This is a genomic window from Cellulomonas oligotrophica (assembly GCF_013409875.1).
GTDB lineage: Bacteria > Actinomycetota > Actinomycetes > Actinomycetales > Cellulomonadaceae > Cellulomonas > Cellulomonas oligotrophica.
The window spans coordinates 2,945,206-2,962,096 of record NZ_JACCBK010000001.1 but is presented as its reverse complement, the minus strand read 5'-3'; the positions used below and the strand labels follow the sequence as shown (position 1 = coordinate 2,962,096).

The 16,891-nt window shown below is 77.4% G+C and carries 15 protein-coding genes; all 15 read right to left on the bottom strand.

Annotated features, from left to right (window positions below; all coding sequences use genetic code 11):
• Nucleotides 1-46: 46 nt before the first annotated feature.
• Nucleotides 47-1,750, bottom strand: coding sequence for an L-aspartate oxidase (locus BKA21_RS13520; protein ID WP_140459594.1), 1,704 nt, complete (start codon nt 1,748-1,750; stop codon nt 47-49).
• Nucleotides 1,747-2,211, bottom strand: coding sequence for an aspartate 1-decarboxylase (gene panD, locus BKA21_RS13515; RefSeq protein ID WP_140459593.1), 465 nt, complete (start codon nt 2,209-2,211; stop codon nt 1,747-1,749). The genes BKA21_RS13520 and panD overlap by 4 nt, the downstream gene beginning before the upstream one ends.
• Nucleotides 2,208-3,179 (bottom strand): pantoate--beta-alanine ligase, encoded by a 972-nt coding sequence (gene panC, locus BKA21_RS13510; protein WP_140459592.1) that lies wholly within the window; start codon nt 3,177-3,179, stop codon nt 2,208-2,210. The genes panD and panC overlap by 4 nt, the downstream gene beginning before the upstream one ends.
• Nucleotides 3,176-4,207: a Rossmann-like and DUF2520 domain-containing protein gene (locus BKA21_RS13505; RefSeq protein WP_140459591.1), complete on the bottom strand. Its 1,032-nt coding sequence runs from the start codon at nt 4,205-4,207 to the stop codon at nt 3,176-3,178. Before BKA21_RS13505 ends, panC begins: the two co-directional genes overlap by 4 nt.
• Entirely contained in the window at nt 4,204-5,985 is a 1,782-nt protein-coding gene (locus tag BKA21_RS13500; protein WP_239072812.1) for a PH domain-containing protein, read from the bottom strand. Before BKA21_RS13500 ends, BKA21_RS13505 begins: the two co-directional genes overlap by 4 nt.
• Nucleotides 5,982-6,485 carry a PH domain-containing protein gene (locus tag BKA21_RS13495; RefSeq protein ID WP_140459590.1) on the bottom strand — a complete coding sequence of 168 codons (504 nt, stop codon included), beginning with the start codon at nt 6,483-6,485 and terminating at the stop codon, nt 5,982-5,984. Before BKA21_RS13495 ends, BKA21_RS13500 begins: the two co-directional genes overlap by 4 nt.
• A gap of 35 nt (nt 6,486-6,520) precedes the next feature.
• Nucleotides 6,521-7,000 (bottom strand): DUF3180 domain-containing protein, encoded by a 480-nt coding sequence (locus BKA21_RS13490; RefSeq protein WP_140459589.1) that lies wholly within the window; start codon nt 6,998-7,000, stop codon nt 6,521-6,523.
• A complete protein-coding gene (folK, locus tag BKA21_RS13485) occupies nt 6,997-8,478 on the bottom strand; it encodes a 2-amino-4-hydroxy-6-hydroxymethyldihydropteridine diphosphokinase (protein ID WP_140459588.1) in 1,482 nt (493 codons plus the stop codon). Before folK ends, BKA21_RS13490 begins: the two co-directional genes overlap by 4 nt.
• Nucleotides 8,475-9,428 (bottom strand): dihydropteroate synthase, encoded by a 954-nt coding sequence (folP, locus tag BKA21_RS13480; protein ID WP_373308170.1) that lies wholly within the window; start codon nt 9,426-9,428, stop codon nt 8,475-8,477. Before folP ends, folK begins: the two co-directional genes overlap by 4 nt.
• A gap of 41 nt (nt 9,429-9,469) precedes the next feature.
• Nucleotides 9,470-10,066 (bottom strand): GTP cyclohydrolase I FolE, encoded by a 597-nt coding sequence (gene folE / locus BKA21_RS13475; RefSeq protein WP_140459701.1) that lies wholly within the window; start codon nt 10,064-10,066, stop codon nt 9,470-9,472.
• 235 nt (nt 10,067-10,301) lie between these two features.
• Nucleotides 10,302-12,347 carry an ATP-dependent zinc metalloprotease FtsH gene (gene ftsH / locus BKA21_RS13470; protein ID WP_140459587.1) on the bottom strand — a complete coding sequence of 682 codons (2,046 nt, stop codon included), beginning with the start codon at nt 12,345-12,347 and terminating at the stop codon, nt 10,302-10,304.
• A gap of 187 nt (nt 12,348-12,534) precedes the next feature.
• Nucleotides 12,535-13,089 (bottom strand): hypoxanthine phosphoribosyltransferase, encoded by a 555-nt coding sequence (gene hpt / locus BKA21_RS13465; protein WP_140459586.1) that lies wholly within the window; start codon nt 13,087-13,089, stop codon nt 12,535-12,537.
• A gap of 2 nt (nt 13,090-13,091) precedes the next feature.
• The gene (gene tilS / locus BKA21_RS13460) at nt 13,092-14,240 is read right to left on the bottom strand and encodes a tRNA lysidine(34) synthetase TilS (protein WP_140459585.1); all 1,149 of its coding nucleotides are present in this window, start codon (nt 14,238-14,240) and stop codon (nt 13,092-13,094) included.
• A 1-nt stretch (nt 14,241) separates the two neighbouring features.
• Nucleotides 14,242-15,321, bottom strand: a complete 1,080-nt coding sequence (locus BKA21_RS13455) for an Rv3626c family coenzyme F420 biosynthesis-associated protein (protein WP_140459584.1) — start codon at nt 15,319-15,321, stop codon at nt 14,242-14,244.
• A gap of 28 nt (nt 15,322-15,349) precedes the next feature.
• Nucleotides 15,350-16,768 (bottom strand): D-alanyl-D-alanine carboxypeptidase/D-alanyl-D-alanine endopeptidase, encoded by a 1,419-nt coding sequence (gene dacB, locus BKA21_RS13450; RefSeq protein ID WP_140459583.1) that lies wholly within the window; start codon nt 16,766-16,768, stop codon nt 15,350-15,352.
• Between the last annotated feature and the right edge of the window lie 123 nt (nt 16,769-16,891).

Here is a 16,891-nt window from a genome sequence, read left to right as displayed (position 1 = left end):
ACCTACCGACCGCGCACCGGTGCACCCGCCGGCCGGGGCGGGAGGGTCAGCGCAGACCCGTGACCGGGCTGCGGGTCACCGCCAGCGCGCCGTCGGGGTCGAGCACCGCCTCCAGGCGGACGCGCCACGCGTCGTCGGTCGCCGGGAAGTCCGTGCGGGCGTGGCCGCCGCGGGACTCCTCGCGCGCCAGGGCGGCGTCCGTGAGCACCGACGCGACCTGGTGCACGTTCGTCGTCTCCCACTCCGCGACCTGCGGGGCGGCGAGCGTGCGCCCGTCGTCGTGCCGCCGGTGCGCGTCGGTCGGGACGGCGGCCAGGCGTGCGGCCGCGGCCGTGAGGCCCTCGGCCGAGCGCAGCACGCCCGGGCCGTCGGTGGCGACCCGCTGGATGCGGGCGCGCGCGGCGGCCGCGACGAGGGTCGCCGGGCCCGGCCGCTCGACGGGGTCGCCGGGCACGAGGAACCCGCCGTCGAGGCGGGCCACCACGTCGCGCGCGGCCCGGTGCGCGAACACCAGGCCCTCCAGCAGCGAGTTCGACGCGAGCCGGTTGGCGCCGTGCACGCCCGTGCACGCGACCTCCCCGACCGCGTACAGCCCGGGCACGGACGTGCGCCCGTCGAGGTCGGTGACGACCCCGCCGGAGTGGTAGTGCTGGGCGGGCGCCACCGGCACGAGGTCCGTCGTGAGGTCGATGCCGTGCTCGCGCAGCCGCTCGTGGATCGTCGGGAAGCGGCGGCGCAGGAAGTCCGCACCCAGGTGACGGGCGTCCAGCCACACGTGGTCCGCGCCCGTGGACGTCATCTGCCGCACGATCGCGTGCGCCACGACGTCCCGGGGGGCGAGCTCGGCCAGCGGGTGCACGTCCGGCATGAACCGCACGCCGTCGGTGTCGAGCAGCAGCGCGCCCTCGCCGCGGACCGCCTCCGAGACCAGCGTGAGCTGGCCCTTCACGCCGCTGCCGAGCCAGAGCACCGTCGGGTGGAACTGCACGAACTCCATGTCGCCGAGGCGGGCGCCGGCCCGCAGGGCCGCGGCGATGCCGTCGCCCGTGGCCTGCGCGGGGTTCGTCGACGAGCGGTACACCTGGCCGATGCCGCCCGTGGCCAGCACGACCACCGGGGCCAGGACGGCGCCGACGCCGTCGCGCTGCCCCTCGCCGATGACGTGCAGCGTGACGCCGCGCACCGGCCCGGGCCGCCCGTCCGCGTCGGGGGCGCCCGTGAGCACGTCCAGCACGAGGGCGTGCTCGACGACCTCGATGCCCGGGTCGTCGCGGACCGCCTCGATCTGCGCGACCAGGGCGCGGGAGATCTCCGCGCCGGTCGCGTCGCCGCCCGCGTGGGCGATCCGGTCGGCCAGGTGCCCGCCCTCACGGGTCAGGGCGATGCCGCCGTCGGGGCCCGTGTCGAACACCGCACCGCGGCCCACGAGCTCGCGCACGCGCGCCGGGCCCTCCGTCACGAGCGTCTCCACCGCGCGGGGGTCGCACAGGCCGCCGCCCGCGACGAGCGTGTCGTGCAGGTGCGCCGCCGGGGAGTCCGACGGGTCGAGGGCCGCCGCGACACCGCCCTGCGCCCACACCGTCGACCCGCTGACCAGCACGCCCTTGGTCACCAGCAGCACGCGCCGCACCCGGGTGCGCAGCTCGAGCGCCGCCGTCAGGCCCGCGATCCCCGAGCCCACGACGACCGCGTCGGCGTGCGTCGTCCAGCCCGGGGCGGGCGCCGCGAGCCGGGTGGCGAGCCGCGTCACCGCCGGGCGACCGCGTCGCGGCCGTCGGCGAGCGACAGGCCGCTGGGCTCCAGCCCCGTCGCCGCGGACCAGTCCGCGGGCACGCCGCCCGGGTCCTCGCCCGTCGCGACCGCCCGGTTGTCCGCGTCGACGAGCACCACGTGCGGTGAGTACGTGCGGGCCTCGGCGTCCGACATCGTGCCGTAGGCGATGACGATGACGACGTCGCCCGGGTGCACGAGGTGCGCCGCGGCGCCGTTGACGCAGACCTGGCCCGACCCGGGCTCGCCCGCGATCGCGTACGTCGTCAGCCGGGCGCCGTTCGTCACGTCGACGACGTCGACCTGCTGCCCGGGCAGCACGTCCGCGGCCGCGAGCAGGTCCGCGTCGATCGTGATCGACCCGACGTAGTGCAGGTCCGCCGCCGTGACCGTCGCGCGGTGGATCTTGCCCGTCATCATCGTGCGGTGCAGCGTGGTCATGCGTCAGCCCCGTCCCCGTGGCCGGTGCGCGCCGCGGCGGCGACCGCCCCGCGCAGCACCACCGTCGCGTTGTCGATGAGGCGGGTCGCGCCGACCCGCACCGCGAGCAGCAGCAGCGCCCGCTCCGTGCCCGGCCCCGCGTCCGCGAAGGTCGCGGGGTCGACGAGCGCCACGTAGTCCACCGCGTCGTCCGGCGTCAGGCGCGCGTCGAGGACCGACCGCGCGGCCGCCAGGACGCCCGCCGGCCCGGCGCCGTCGTCCGCCGCCGCCGCGCCCGCGTCGAGGGCCGCCGCCAGCGCCCGGGCCCGCGCCCGCTCGTCCGCCGCGAGGTACGCGTTGCGGCTCGAGCGCGCCAGCCCGTCGTCCTCCCGCACCGTCGGGTGCGCGACCACGTCGACCCGCACGTCGAGGTCGTGCACCATGCGGCGCACCGCCGCGAGCTGCTGGGCGTCCTTGGCCCCGAACACCGCCACGTCGGGTTGCGTCAGGTGCAGCAGCTTGAGGACGACCGTCAGCACGCCGTCGAGGTGGCCCGGCCGGGACGCGCCCTCGAGCACGTCGCCCAGCGCACCCGCACCCACCCGCACCGTCGGGTCGCCGTCGGGGTAGACCACGTCGACCGTCGGGGCGAAGACCACGTCGGACGGACCCAGCAGGCCCGGCCCGGCGAGCAGGCGCAGGTCGCCGTCGAGGTCGCGCGGGTACCGGGCCAGGTCCTCCGCCGGCCCGAACTGCAGCGGGTTGACGAAGATCGTCACCACGACGACCTCCGCGAGGCGCTTCGCCTCCGCCACGAGCGCGAGGTGCCCGTCGTGCAGCGCCCCCATCGTCATGACGACGGCACGCCGGTACCGGCGCCCGCCGTCCGGCGCGCCCTCGGCGCGCGGCATCGTCGTCGCGTCCTGCGCGGCCAGCGCCGCGGCGAGCTCGCCGCGGTCGCGCACCAGCGCGGGCGTCGTGGTGGTCATGCGTCCTCCTGCGGCGCGCCGGGCGTCGACCCGTCGTCGTCGGTGGACGGCCCGGTGGCCGCCCCGTCCGTCCCCAACACCGGCGGGGCGCCGGTGATGCCCGCCAGGGCGTCCAGCACGTGCTGGGCGTCCTCGGCCGTGACGACGCCCGCGGCCAGCGCACGGGCCGCGGCCGCCCGGGCCAGGGCACCGTACCCCGTCGGCACGTCGACGGCCCCGGTGCGGGCACCCAGTGCGGCCAGGGTCACAGCGTGCTCGTGCACCGTGCCGGCGTCGCCGCGGCGCACGGGGCCCGTGAGCGCGCCGATGGCCCCCACGCCGTCGGGACCCGCCGCGTCCTCGGCCCGCAGCGCGCCGTCGAGGGCGGCGTCCAGCAGCGGGCGCAGCACCCGCCCGGGCTCGGCCACCCCGGCCTCGCGCAGCACCTGGGCGGCCTGCGCGACGAGCACCACCAGGTGGTTCGCGCCGTGCGCGAGACCCGCGTGGTACAGCCCCCGCGCCTGCTCGGCGACGACCACGGGCTCGCCCCCGACCTCCACGACGAGCGCCTGCCCGATCGGCAGCACCGGCCCCGGGGCCGTCACGGCGAACGCGCAGCCCACCAGGCGCGAGAGGTCCAGCGAGGTGCCCGTGAACGTCATCGCCGGGTGCAGCGCCAACGGGATGACCCCCGCCACGCGCGCCGGGGCCAGCACGTCCACGCCGTAGCGGCCCGACGTGTGCACGACGATCTGCCCCGCCTGCCACGCACCCGTCTCCGCGAGCCCGCGGACCAGGCCCGCGAGCGCGTCGTCGGGCACGGCCAGCAGCACCAGCTCGGCACGGCGCACGACCTCGGGGACGTCGACGACCGGCACGCCCGGCAGGAGCGCCGCGGCCCGCTCGCGGGACGCCTCGGACACCGCGCTGACCGCGACCACGGGGTGGCCCGCGGCCTGCAGCGCGCTGCCCAGGACCGCGCCGACCCGACCGGTGCCGACCACGCCGACGCCGAGCCGGCCGGGCCGCGCCGGCGGCTCGGCCGTCACCGCGGGCCCTCGGGGACGTCGGCCCCCTCGGCGGCACGCAGCCCGTCGACCGCACCCGACGCGGCGCCCGGCGCACCCGCGGCCTGCGCCGTGGGCACGTCGAGGGGCGGCTCGGCGCCCGCGACCCCCGGGAGGTCCGCGGTCGCGGCCCGCATCCACAGCTCCGGGCCGGCGACGCGGCGGGCCTGCCGCGCCCGGGCGGACTGCTCGTCCAGGAGCGCCCGCACGGCCGCCGCGTCCAGGTGCTGCACGGTCGGCACGATGGGCCCCGGCGTCGAGTGCGCCTCGAACGTGGCCAGGCCGAGGCGGCGCTGCACCGGGCCCTGCCCCACGCCGAGGCTCTGCGTGCGCTCGTGCGGCACGACCACGACCGTGCGCCAGAACCGGCCCGAGCGCATGACCAGCGCGGTCCGGGTGACGAGCACGCCGTGGCTGCGCCAGCTCACCGGGTCGACCCAGCGGGCCCGCCGGGGCGCGGGGGTGAAGCCGCCGTCGTCGCCGGTGCCGCCCAGGGCCGCGTCGAGCGCCGCGAGGGGGTCGTCCACGCCGAGGTCCGGCAGCACCAGCCACAGGGCGGTGGCCGCCTCCGCGCGGGTCGCGACCGGGTGCAGCACCGTGCCCTGGTCGGCCGAGGTGCCGTCGCCCGTGCCGTAGCCGGCCACGTTCATCTCGACGGTCCACCAGTCGGACCGGCGCCACAGGGGGCCCTGCGACAGGCGCACGGCCTGCACCCGGCCCGGGGGCACGGTCTGCGTGCGGGTCTCGGTCAGCCCGTGGCGCAGCCGGATCCCGTCGGGCGACGTCGCGGCCCGGAAGGTCGCGGCCGTGTTGACGCGGCCCCACACGTACCCGCCGACGCCGAGCACGGCGGGCACGGCGAAGAACACGCCGCCCACGTCGCGGGTGACGGCCACGACGACCCCGCCGGCGACGAGCCCCACGACCAGGAACCACGGCGGCACCGAACGGACGAGCGAGCCGACGAGCCGGCCCGTGGGCAGGTCGTACACCTGACGCTCGGGGGCCTCGGCGAAGACCGGGAGCGTCGGCACCGGCGACGTCGCGGAGGTCGCCGGCACGGCGGCCGCAGGGTGCGCCGCGCCCTCGACGACCGCGCCGCCGTCCGGCCCGGCAGCGCCCGCCCCGTCGGCCGACCCCCCGCCCGGTGCGTCCGCGCGGGGCGCGGCGGGCCCGACCGCCGGGGCGACGGGCTCCTGCCGGACGCCCGCGGCCAGCGCGAGGATCTGCGCGCGCAGCTCGGTCGCCTCCTGCTCGCGCAGGAACGCCAGCTCGACGGCGGACCCGCTGCCGCCGGCGACCTCCAGGGTCAGCTGCGAGAGCCCGAACAGGCGCGCGAGCAGCGGCTGGACGACGTCGACGGCCTGCAGCCGGTCGAGCCGGGCCTGGCGCTGCTGCCGGAACAGGATCCCGTGCCGCAGGTGGACCGCCTCGGCCGTGACCGCGAACCGGGTGGCCCGCCACGCCAGCAGCGAGTACAGGAACCCGACGGCGCCGACGAGCACCAGCGCACCCAGCAGCACCAGCCACGCCGTGCCCTCGTCGAGCAGCTCCGCCGCCCGGCGCAGGTCGTCCGCCGCCTGGTAGCCGACGATCGCGACGACCGCGACGAGCACCTTCCAGCCGCGCAGCGCCGGCGTGACCGGGTGCATGCGGCGCCACGCGTCGGCGGGGACGTCGCCGGCGCGCGGGGTCGGCTCGGGCGGCACGCCCGCGTCCGGCCGGGGCGCGGGGGCCGGGCCGTCGACCGACGCGCTCACAGCCCCGCCAGCCGGGCCTCGCCGCGCGAGGCCAGCCGGTCGCGCAGGCGCGCGGCCTCCTCCGGCGGCAGGCCCTCGATCGACGCGTTCGTCGTCGGTGCGGCCGTGTGCAGCTGCACCGAGGCGATGCGGAACCGGCGCGCGAGCGGCCCGGCGGACACGTCGACGTACTGCATGCGGCCGTACGGCACGACGACGAGCTGGCGGAACATGATGCCGCGGCGGATCAGCAGGTCGTCGTCACGCTCGGCGTACGCGAGCGCCCGCACCTGACGCGGCACGAGCAGCGCCGCCCACAGCAGCAGCGCCGCGACCACCGCCGGCAGGGCCCACAGCCACGCCGCGCCGACGAGCGCGGCGACGCCGCCCGTGATCGCGAGCAGCAGCACCCCCCACAGGGCGAGGAGCAGGAGCCGCACGCGCGCGAGCCGGGTCGACACCGGCGTCCACACGACGTCGGCGGGGTCGAACGGGCCGGTGGCCGGCAGGTCGGACGTCATGACGCCCATCCTTGCACCGGCGCACCTCCCCCCGGTCAGGACGCCGCGGGGTCCGTGCCGCGCAGGTCCTGCTCGGCCTCCGGCGGCGGGATGCGGCAGAAGTGCTCGACGACGAGCCCGACGACGACCATGACCACCGCGCCGAGGGCCGCGACGCCCGCGGCCGCGGCCCGCTCCCCGTTGCCGGGGACGTCCGCGTCGACGAGCAGCGACAGCGCCTGGCCGCCGTACCAGCCCGCGAGCAGCGCCCCCGTGTAGCACGACGCCTTCGCCAGCACCGCGGTGCGCGCGGCCCGCATCGGGTCCAGCGTCGGGCGCCGCCCCTGCTGGTACTGCCGCACCGCCCAGCCCATCGCCAGCACGACCGCCGCGATCAGCACCTCGACGGCCACGACGAGCCACGGCACCTCCGGCGGCGTGCCGCCGCGCGTGACCAGCACCCGCAGGAGCGACCACGTCACCGCCGTCGCGCCGACGGCGGTGAGCAGGAGCGTCTGCCAGCGGGTCGCGGTCATGGCTGCTGCGCGTCCGGCCCGTGCTCGTCGTCCGGCTCCGGGCTGGCCGCGGGCACGGGGGCCGTGAGCCAGTCCAGGGCCATCCAGCGCACGCCCTCACGGTCGGGCGCGGTGGCGGCCAGCTGCGCGACCGGCCCGCCCCCGAGCCCGGGCAGCACGGCCTCCGGGTCGACCTGCGCCCACGGTGCGAGCACGAACGCCCGCTCGTGCGCCCGCGGGTGCGGCAGCTCCAGGTCGTCCGTCACGGCCGTCGTCGAGCCGTACACGACGATGTCGACGTCGAGCGTGCGCGGGCCCCACCGCTCGGCGCGCTCGCGCCCGTGGCGCTGCTCGACCGCGTGCACGGCCCGCAGCAGGTCCCGGGGGCCCAGCGACGTGCGGGCCAGCAGCACCGCGTTGAGGTAGTCGGGCTGCTCGGGGCCCACCGCCGCGGTCCGGGCGAGGGGCGAGACCGCGACGATCTCGACGCCCGGCACCGCGGCCAGGTCGGCGACCGCGTGCCGCAGGGTCTCCTGCGCGGGGCCGACGTTGGCGCCGAGCGCCAGGACCACGTCGACGGGCGCGGGGGGCGCCTGGTCGAGCTCGTCGACGACCAGCTCGCCGGTCACGGGCGACGTCGGCGGCTCGTCCTCCCACCGCACCGGCGGCATGAGCGCGGTGCGCGCGGCGGGCGGCTCGTCGTCGGGGACGGACGGCGCCGGACGGGGCTCGAGACCGCCGCCGTGCGACCCGGCGTGCGTGCCCGCGTAGACGCCCGGGTGCCCGCCCGGCGGGGTCGACGGCACGGGCATCGCCGCGGCGGCCGGGCCGGGGGGCGGCAGCGGCCCGGTCGGGGACGGCGGCGCGGGCAGGGTGCCCGCCGGTGCCGGCAGCGGCGGCAGGTGCCCGGACGGCAGCACCGACTCCCGCACCGGGTGGCCGTCGTGGTCGTGCGCCTCGGCGCGGGCGCCGTCGCCGCGTGCCGGCGCGGTCAGCGGCATCGGTGCCGTCGGGGGGTGCGTGCGGGCCGGGTCGGCGGGCGCCGCGCGCCGACCCGACGCCGGCGGCCCCTGGTACGGCTCCGCGGCCGGCAGCTTGGACCGGTCGCGGCGGATCGAGACCACGACGTCGCCGAACGGCACGGTGATGGGCGCCTGCGGCTTGTGCACCGCCACGTCCACGGCCTGGACGAGGGGGTGGGCGAGCACGGTCGCGGCGATCCGCTCGGCCACCGTCTCGACGAGGTCGACCGGGTCGCCGGACAGCACCGCGGCCACCTGCTCGGCCACGACCCCGTAGTGCACGGTGTGCACCAGGTCGTCGCCGGCCGCGGCCCGCCGCGTGTCGACGTGCAGCACGACGTCCGCGAGGAACGTCTGCCCGTCGCGTCTCTCGTGGTCCAGGACCCCGTGGTACCCGTACGCGCTGATGCCCTGGAGCCGGATCTGGTCGAGCCGCCGGCCCGAGCCGTCGCTGACGTCGTCGTCGTGCACGTTCACCGCGCCTCCTCTCCCCCGTGCGGGCGTGCGCCCGCACCCGTCGTCGCCCGTGGACCGGGCCCGTCCTGCGCGGCACCCCAGGCCGCGGCCACCCGCACGGCGTCCGCCGACGCCGCGACCTCGTGCACCCGCACCGCCCAGGCGCCCGCGTGCGCCGCCAGCGCCGTGACCGCGGCCGTGGCCCGGTCACGCTGCAGCGGCGGCACCGGACGGCCGTCGGCCCCGGCGAGCAGGTGCCCGAGGAACCGCTTGCGGCTCGCGCCCACCAGCACGGGGAACCCGTCGGCCACGAGCGCCGGCAGGTGCGCGAGCAGCGGCCAGTTGCTCGCGCCCGACTTGGCGAAGCCCAGCCCCGGGTCGAGCACGACCTGGTCGTCGCGCACGCCCGCGGCGCGCATCTGCGCCACCCGCTCCGCGAGCTCGCGCCGGACGTCCGCGACGACGTCGTCGTACACGTCGTGCTCGTCCATCACGTCCGCGTGCCCGCGCCAGTGCATCGCCACGTACGCGACGCCGGTGCGCGCCACGACGGCGTGCATGCCCGGGTCGGCCAGGCCGCCCGAGACGTCGTTGACGAGGACCGCGCCCCGCTCGACGGCCGCCTGGGCGACCGCGGCCCGCGTGGTGTCGACGCTCACGACCGCACCCGCCGCCACGAGGCGCTCGACGACCGGCAGCACCCGGGCGAGCTCGTCCTCGACCGGCACGCGCGCCGACCCGGGGCGGGTGGACTCGCCGCCGACGTCGAGCAGGTCCGCACCCTGCGCGAGCAGCTCCAGGCCGTGCGCGACCGCGGCACCGGGCTCGTACCACCGCCCGCCGTCGGAGAACGAGTCGGGCGTGACGTTGACGACGCCCATGACCAGCGTGCGACCCGCGTCGCGCAGCCCGGCGGGGATCCCGGGCAGGCGGGCGCCGGCCGGTGCCGTGCTGCGTGCGCTGCGGTCCACGTCGCGAGCCTAGGGGGTCGGCCGGGGGACGAGGGACGCGGTCAGCGGCCGAGCACGAGGCTCATGGCCTCGGCCCGGGTGGCGGCGTCGCGCATCTGCCCGCGCACCGCCGACGTCGTGGTGCGCGAGCCGGGCTTGCGCACCCCCCGCATCGACATGCACAGGTGCTCGCACTCGACGACCACGATCACGCCGCGCGGCTCGAGCACCTCGACCATGGCGTCCGCGATCTGCGTCGTCAGGCGCTCCTGCACCTGCGGCCGGCGGGCGTAGACGTCGACCAGGCGGGCGATCTTCGACAGGCCCGTCACCCGCCCGTCGGCACCGGGGATGTACCCGACGTGCGCGACCCCGTGGAACGGCACGAGGTGGTGCTCGCAGGTGGAGTACACCTCGATGTCGCGCACGAGCACCATCTCGCCGTGCCCGACGTCGAACGTCGCGGTGAGCGCGTCGCGGGGATCCATCGTCAGGCCGGCGAACACCTCGCGGTAGGCGCGCGCGACGCGGGCCGGCGTCTCGCGCAGGCCCTCGCGGTCGGGGTCCTCGCCGACGGCCGAGAGCAGCTCGCGCACGGCACGCTGCACGCGGGCCTCGTCGTACGGACGCACCGACCGGCCCGACCGCGTGGTCGGCACGGTCGCCGCGGTGGCCGGCGCCGCGGGCGCGGTCGCCGCGGGCTTGGACGCCGTGCTGCCGGACGGCACGGGACCGGACGGCGTGGGGCCGGACGGCGCCTGGCCGGACGGCGCGACCGGGGTGGGCGTGGACGGCGCGGCGGGGGCCGACGTCGCCGGGGCGACCGGCGGGGGCGGCAGGAGGCCCGGGGCCTCGGCGGCCGGGCGTCCCTCGGGGGTGGTCGGTGAGGTCATGTCATCCCTGCCCGTCGGTGTCGGGGGTCTGGCCCGGCGGCACCTCCACGACGACGGTGGCCGGGCTCTCGGGCCGCGCGGCGGCGGCCTCGTCCTGCGGCACGACGGGCGCGCCGTCGAGCGCGGCGAGCTCGGCGGGCGTCATCACCGGGCCGCGCTCGGAGACCGCGCGCTCGTCGCCGGAGATCCACACGTCGCGCGGCTCGCGCTTGACCACCGAGGCGAACACCTCGGTGAGCTGCTCCTGGTTGAGCGTCTCCTTCTCGAGCAGCTCCAGGACCAGGGCGTCGAGCACGTCGCGGTACTCCACGAGGATCGCGCGGGCCTCGTCGTGCGCCCGCTCGATGAGCGCGCGGACCTCGACGTCGATCGCACCGGCCACGGCCTCGGAGTAGTCGCGCTGGTGGCCGACGTCGCGCCCGAGGAAGACCTCGCTGGACTCCTGCCCGAGCTTGATCGCCCCGAGCTGCGCGCTCATGCCGAACTGCGTGACCATCTTGCGGGCGATCGACGTGGCCTTCTCGATGTCGTTGCTCGCGCCCGTCGTGGGGTCGTGGAACACCAGCTCCTCGGCCACCCGCCCACCCATGGCGTACGCGAGCTGGTCGAGCAGCTCGTTGCGCGTCGTGGAGTACTTGTCCTCCGTCGGCATGACCATCGTGTAGCCGAGGGCCCGGCCGCGCGGCAGGATCGTCACCTTCGTGACCGGGTCCGTGTACCGCAGGGCCCACGCCACGAGCGCGTGACCGCCCTCGTGGTACGCGGTGATCTTCAGCTCCTTGACGTTCATCACGCGCGTGCGCTTCTGCGGACCGGCGATCACACGGTCGATCGCCTCGTCCAGCGCGGCGTCGTCGATGACCTGCGCCCCGCGGCGCGCGGTGAGCAGCGCGGCCTCGTTGAGCACGTTCGCCAGGTCCGCGCCGGTGAAGCCCGGTGTCCGGCGGGCCACGACGCCGAGGTCGACGCCCGGAGCCATGGGCTTGCCCATCGAGTGGACCGTGAGGATCTTCTCGCGCCCCTTGAGGTCGGGCGGCTCGACGGCGACCTGCCGGTCGAAGCGGCCCGGGCGCAGCAGCGCGGGGTCGAGGATGTCGGGGCGGTTCGTCGCCGCGATGAGGATCACGTTCGTCTTGACGTCGAACCCGTCCATCTCGACGAGCATCTGGTTGAGCGTCTGCTCGCGCTCGTCGTGCCCGCCGCCGAGCCCGGCGCCGCGGTGCCGGCCGACCGCGTCGATCTCGTCGACGAAGATGATCGCCGGCGAGTTCTCCTTGGCCTGCTGGAACAGGTCGCGCACACGGCTGGCGCCGACGCCGACGAACATCTCGACGAAGTCCGAGCCGGAGATCGAGTAGAACGGCACGCCCGCCTCGCCGGCGACCGCCCGGGCGAGCAGCGTCTTGCCCGTCCCGGGAGGGCCGTACAGGAGCACGCCCTTGGGGATCTTCGCGCCGACGGCCTGGAACTTGGCCGGCTCGGAGAGGAACTCCTTGATCTCCTGGAGCTCCTCGAGGGCCTCGTCCACTCCCGCGACGTCGGCGAACGTGACCTTCGGCGACTCCTTCGAGACCAGCTTGGCCTTGGACTTGCCGAAGCTCATGACCCGCGAGCCGCCGCCCTGCATGTTCGACATGAGGAACCAGAACAGCGCCAGGATGATGATGAACGGCAGCACCAGGCCGAGCAGGCTGCTCCACCACGAGACCTGCGGGACCTCGGAGTTCCACCCGCCCGCCGGGTCTGCGTCGGCGACGGCCGCCGCCACGTCGTCGCCCTGCGGCGTGACGTAGAAGAAGTACAGCTGCGTGCCGAGGTCGTTGCCCTCCTCGTCCTCGTACGCGTCCTCGAGCGTCAGGTCGACGCGCTGCGTGCCCTCGGTGATGAGGACCTGGTCGACCTTCCCCCCGGACAGCAGCTCGAGGCCGGTCGAGGTGTCGACCCGCTGGGCGGACGGGGTCCGCAGCAGGCTCGTGGCGACGAGGGCGAGCAGGACGGCCAGCGCGATCCACAGCAGCGGACCACGGGCGAGACGCTTGAGGTTCATGGGCGATCGGGGCGCGGGCCCCTCATCCTCCGGTCGCAGGGTTCCTGGCTGGAAGTTTTACACGGCGGCTCTGAGAGCACCCTGGGTGTTCGCCCAGGGCACAGACCGTGCCGCCGGCCGGGCGACGCGCGCCCGACGTGCCCCGCGCCCCCGCCCCGGCTCGCGCCGGGACCGCGTGGCGGTCCGGTCAGACGGAGTACACGTGCGGCGCGAGCGTCGCGACGAACGGCAGGTTGCGGTACTTCTCGGCGTAGTCCAGCCCGTACCCGACGACGAACTCCGTCGGGATGTCGAAGCCGACGTACCGTACGGGCACCTCGACCTTGGCGGCCTCGGGCTTGCGCAGCATGGTCGCGATCTCGACCGACTCCGGCCCGCGCGAGCGCAGGTTCGACAGCAGCCACGACAGCGTCAGGCCCGAGTCGATGATGTCCTCGGCGATGAGCACGTGCTTGCCCGTCAGGTCCGTGTCGAGGTCCTTGAGGATGCGCACGACGCCCGAGGACTTGGTGCCCGAGCCGTACGACGACACCGCCATCCAGTCCATCGCGAGCGGGGTGTGCAGGCGGCGCGCGAGGTCCGCCATGACCATGACCGCACCCTTGAGCACACCGACGAGGAGCAGGTCCTTGCCGGCGTAGTCGGCGTCGATCTGCGCCGCCATCTCGTCGAGCCGGGTGTGCAGCTGCTCCTCGCTGAGGAGGACCTTCTCGAGGTCGTCGCCCATGTCCGACGCGTCCACGCCTACTCCTGCCCGTCGTGCCCGTGGTCGGCGTGCGCGCCGACGTGGTCCGGCCCCGTCGGCCGGCCGAGGTAGAGCCTGCCACACGCCCGGCGCGCGACGACCCGCCCGGGCAGGTGCGCGGGCCCCTGCCCGTGCCAGCCCACGACGAGCGCGTCGAGCACGAGCACGTGGGACCGTGCGAGCGCCCCGGACGCGGCGCCCGCACGCACGGCCGCCGCGCGCAGCGCCCGGCGCCGCACGGCGACGGGGGCGCCGCCCAGCACGTCGACGTCGACCACCACCACGCCGTCCGGCACCGCGCCGTCCGCCCCCAGGGCGCCCCGCAGCAGGGCGTCCCGCAGCAGGGCGCCGGCGGCCGCGTCCAGGGCGTCCGCGTCCTCGGCGAGCTGGGCCGCCGTGCGCGCGAGCGCCTGCGCGACGCCGGGGCCGAGCACGTCCTCGAGCACCGGCAGCACCTCGGCGCGCACCCGGCTGCGCAGCGGCAGGCCGTCGGGCACGCCGTCGAGCACGCCGTCCGGCCCGTCGCCCGGCGGCGCGTCGTCGGGCGTGACGGCCGCCCCGGGGCGGCCGTTGGTGGGGTCGTGCCACGGCACCAGCCCCAGCGCGGCGCACGCCGCCTCGGTGTCGGCCCGCCGCAGCCCCAGCAGGGGCCGGCGCAGGCGTCCGCGCACGGGCCGCATGCCGGCCAGCGACCGGGCGCCCGAGCCGCGGGCCAGTGCCAGGAGCACCTGCTCGGCCTGGTCGTCGAGCGTGTGGCCGAGAAGCACCGCGGCCGCCCCGACCTCGTCGGCGACGGCGTCGAGGGCGCCGTACCGGGCGGTCCGGGCCGCGGCCTCCGGCCCTCCGCTCCCCCGCACCTGCACGGTCACCACCCGCACGGGGTCGAGCCCCAGGGCCCGGCAGGCGGCAGCGGCGGCGCGCGCGACGTCCGCCGAGCCGGCCTGCAGCCCGTGGTCGACGACGACGGCGCCGGCCGGCCGGCCCGGGCCGGCCCCGTGCACGCAGACGTGCGCGACGGCCGCCGCCAGGGCCAGGGAGTCCGCGCCGCCCGAGCACGCCACGAGCACCGGCGCCCCGGGCGGCAGGTCCGCGAGCGCGGCGCGCACGGCGACGCGCACGGCGGCGACGGCCGGTGCCGGTCCGGCCACGTCAGCCGTGCACGCGGCGCACCCAGGCGCCGGGGTCGGCGACCTCGGCGGGCGTCGGCAGGGCCGCGGGCGCCGACCAGACGGCGTTGAGCCCGTCGAGCCCGACCCGGCCGCGCACGGCGCGCACGAACGCCGCGCCCTCGCGGTACTGGGCGAGCTTGAGGTCGAGGCCGAGCAGCCGGCGCAGCACGCGGGCGGGCCCGCGGGCCCGGGTGCCGGCGTCGCGGCGGGCCTCGAACGCGCGGCGGATGCGGCGCACGGTGGGCACGACGCGGGGGCCGACCTCGTCCATCATGACGTCGGCGTGCCCCTCGAGCAGTGCCATCACCGCGCCGACCTCCTCGAAGACGTCCCGCTGGCCGGGCGTGAGCATCGCGGTCAGGCCGTCGCCGGTGCTCCGCGCCGCGTGCACCAGCTGCTCGACGAGCTCGTCGAGCGACGGCGCCAGGGCCGCGCCCGGGCCGCCGGGCGAGAGGTCGGCCAGGTCGGCCAGGAGCCGGCCGGCGCGGGTGCGGACGTGGTCGGCGAGCCAGGGCGCGGCGGCGAACTGGAGCGCGTGGGTCTGCTCGTGCAGCGCGACCCAGAGCCGGAAGTGCCCGGGGTCGACGCGCAGGGCCCGCTCGGTCGCCAGCACGTTCGGTGCGACGAGCAGCAGCCGGCCCGGCACGCCCGCCCCGGCCGTGAAGGGGTCGAACTGCCCGAGGACCTTGCCCGAGAGCAGCGCGAGGACCGCGGCGACCTGGGCGGCGGCGGCCAGGCGCGCGGCGTCGGGCACGTGCACCGGCGTGCCGTCGGACCGGGTGGCCAGGGGTGCGGCCATGACGGCGAACGTCTGCGCGTTGGCCCGCGCCCAGCCGGCCCGGTCGACGACGAGCACCCGCGAGAGCGCCCGGCCCGGGTCCGCGGGCGTCAGGCCGGTGATGTCGACGACGTGCCCGGCGGCCCGGCCGGCGGCGTCGCGCAGGTCGGCGACGAGCGCGTGCAGCTCGTCGCGCCTGGCGGGCGGCCCGGGCGGCGCCAGCCGGCCCGCGAGCCGTGCGGCCGCGGGCCAGTCGACGGGTCCTGCCAGGGCGGGGTCCACGCGCCCCACGGTAGCCGCGGGCCGGACGTCAGCGGCAGCCGCAGGCGGCGAGCGCGGTGACGAACCCGTCGAGCGCCTGCCGCGGCGCCCACTGCCCGCCGGCGGGCGTCGCGTCGGCCATCAGGGCGAACACCAGCTGGCGGCGCTGGGCGTCGAGCACGGTGCCGGTCAGCGACGTGACGCCGGTGAGGCTGCCGGTCTTGGCGCGCACGAGCCCGCGGGCGTCCGTCGCGGTGTACCGGTCGGCGAGCGTGCCGGTCAGCCCGCCGATCGGCATGCCCGTCGCGACGTCGAGCAGCAGCGGGTACGCCGGGTCGGTGGTGAGGCGGACCAGGTCGACGAGCAGGCGGGGGCTCAGCTGCGAGCCGTCGGCCAGCCCCGACGCGTCGGCCAGGCGCGCGCCGGCGACGTCGACGCCGAGGTTGCCTATCTCGCGCAGCACGGCCTGCGTGCCGCCGTCGAAGCTGGCGGGCAGCCCTGCGTCGATCGCGACGAGGCGGGAGACGACCTCGGTGATGGTGTTGTCGGAGGTGTCGAGGAAGTGGTGGATGACGTCGACGAGCGGCGCGGACTCGACCCGGGCGAGCTCGGTGCCGTCGGCCGGCGAGGTGCGCCGGACGGGGTCGCCCTCGACGGTCACGCCTGCGTCGGCGAGTCGCTGCACGAAGACGTCGGCGGCCGCCATGGACGGGTCGGCGTGGCGGGGCACGTACTCCCCGTCGGTGGTCTTGGCGATGTTCACGGCCAGCGCGGTGACGGGTGCGACGTACCCGCCGGTGAGGTCGGTGGCCGCCCACGCGGGGTTCACGGTCGGGCCGGTGAACAGGGTGTCGTCGACCTCGAGGCGCACGCTCGTCACGCCCTGCAGGGCGAGTGCGGCGGCCGTGCCGCGGGCCAGGTCGGCGAGGCCGGCGTGGCCGACGGTCGCGTCGGGGTCGCCGTCGCCCGCCGCGAGCATCATGTCGCCGCCGCCGACCAGCGCGACGGTGCCGTCGCCGGACACGACCACGCGGGTGGCGAGGGTCGCAGCCGGGTCCAGGGCGGTCAGCGCGGCGACGCCCGTGAGGACCTTGGCCGTCGACGCGGGCGTGCGGGCGTCCTCGGCCTGGTGCTCGCCCAGCACCTCGCCGGTGAGCTGGTCGACGACGAGCACGCCGACGTCGGCGGCCGAGCCGAGGCGGGCGTCGCCGACGAGGCCGTCGACGAGCCCCTGCACGGCGGCGGCGTCCGGCAGGGGCACCTGGTCGTCGAGCTCGGCCATCACCGGGACGACGTCCGCGGGCTCGGCCGCACCGGGCGCCGTGGGGAACGGCGAGGGGTCCGGCACGGGTGGGGCGAGCGTCACCATCCCGGGGACGACGTCGTAGGCGTCGGCCGTCACGTAGGCCCCGCCTGCCAGCACCAGCACCAGCGCGGTCGTCAGTGCGACACGCAGGCCTGTGGTCATCGTCACGCTCCGCCCCGGGCGAGGTCCCGTCGTGCCCCGCCGGTGCGTCAGACTACTGTCCCGAGACAACGGCGCCCCGGGGAGACGACGCGTCCTGCCGACACCCTCCCCGAGCCCACCCGG

Excerpts from the sequence above, each read along its gene's own strand:
- panD (WP_140459593.1), bottom strand. The coding sequence starts at position 2,211 with ATGACCACGCTGCACCGCACGATGATGACGGGCAAGATCCACCGCGCG.
- panC (WP_140459592.1), bottom strand. The coding sequence starts at position 3,179 with ATGACCACCACGACGCCCGCGCTGGTGCGCGACCGCGGCGAGCTCGCC.
- BKA21_RS13495 (WP_140459590.1), bottom strand. The coding sequence starts at position 6,485 with ATGACGTCCGACCTGCCGGCCACCGGCCCGTTCGACCCCGCCGACGTC.
- BKA21_RS13490 (WP_140459589.1), bottom strand. The coding sequence starts at position 7,000 with ATGACCGCGACCCGCTGGCAGACGCTCCTGCTCACCGCCGTCGGCGCG.
- ftsH (WP_140459587.1), bottom strand. The coding sequence starts at position 12,347 with ATGAACCTCAAGCGTCTCGCCCGTGGTCCGCTGCTGTGGATCGCGCTG.
- dacB (WP_140459583.1), bottom strand. The coding sequence starts at position 16,768 with ATGACCACAGGCCTGCGTGTCGCACTGACGACCGCGCTGGTGCTGGTG.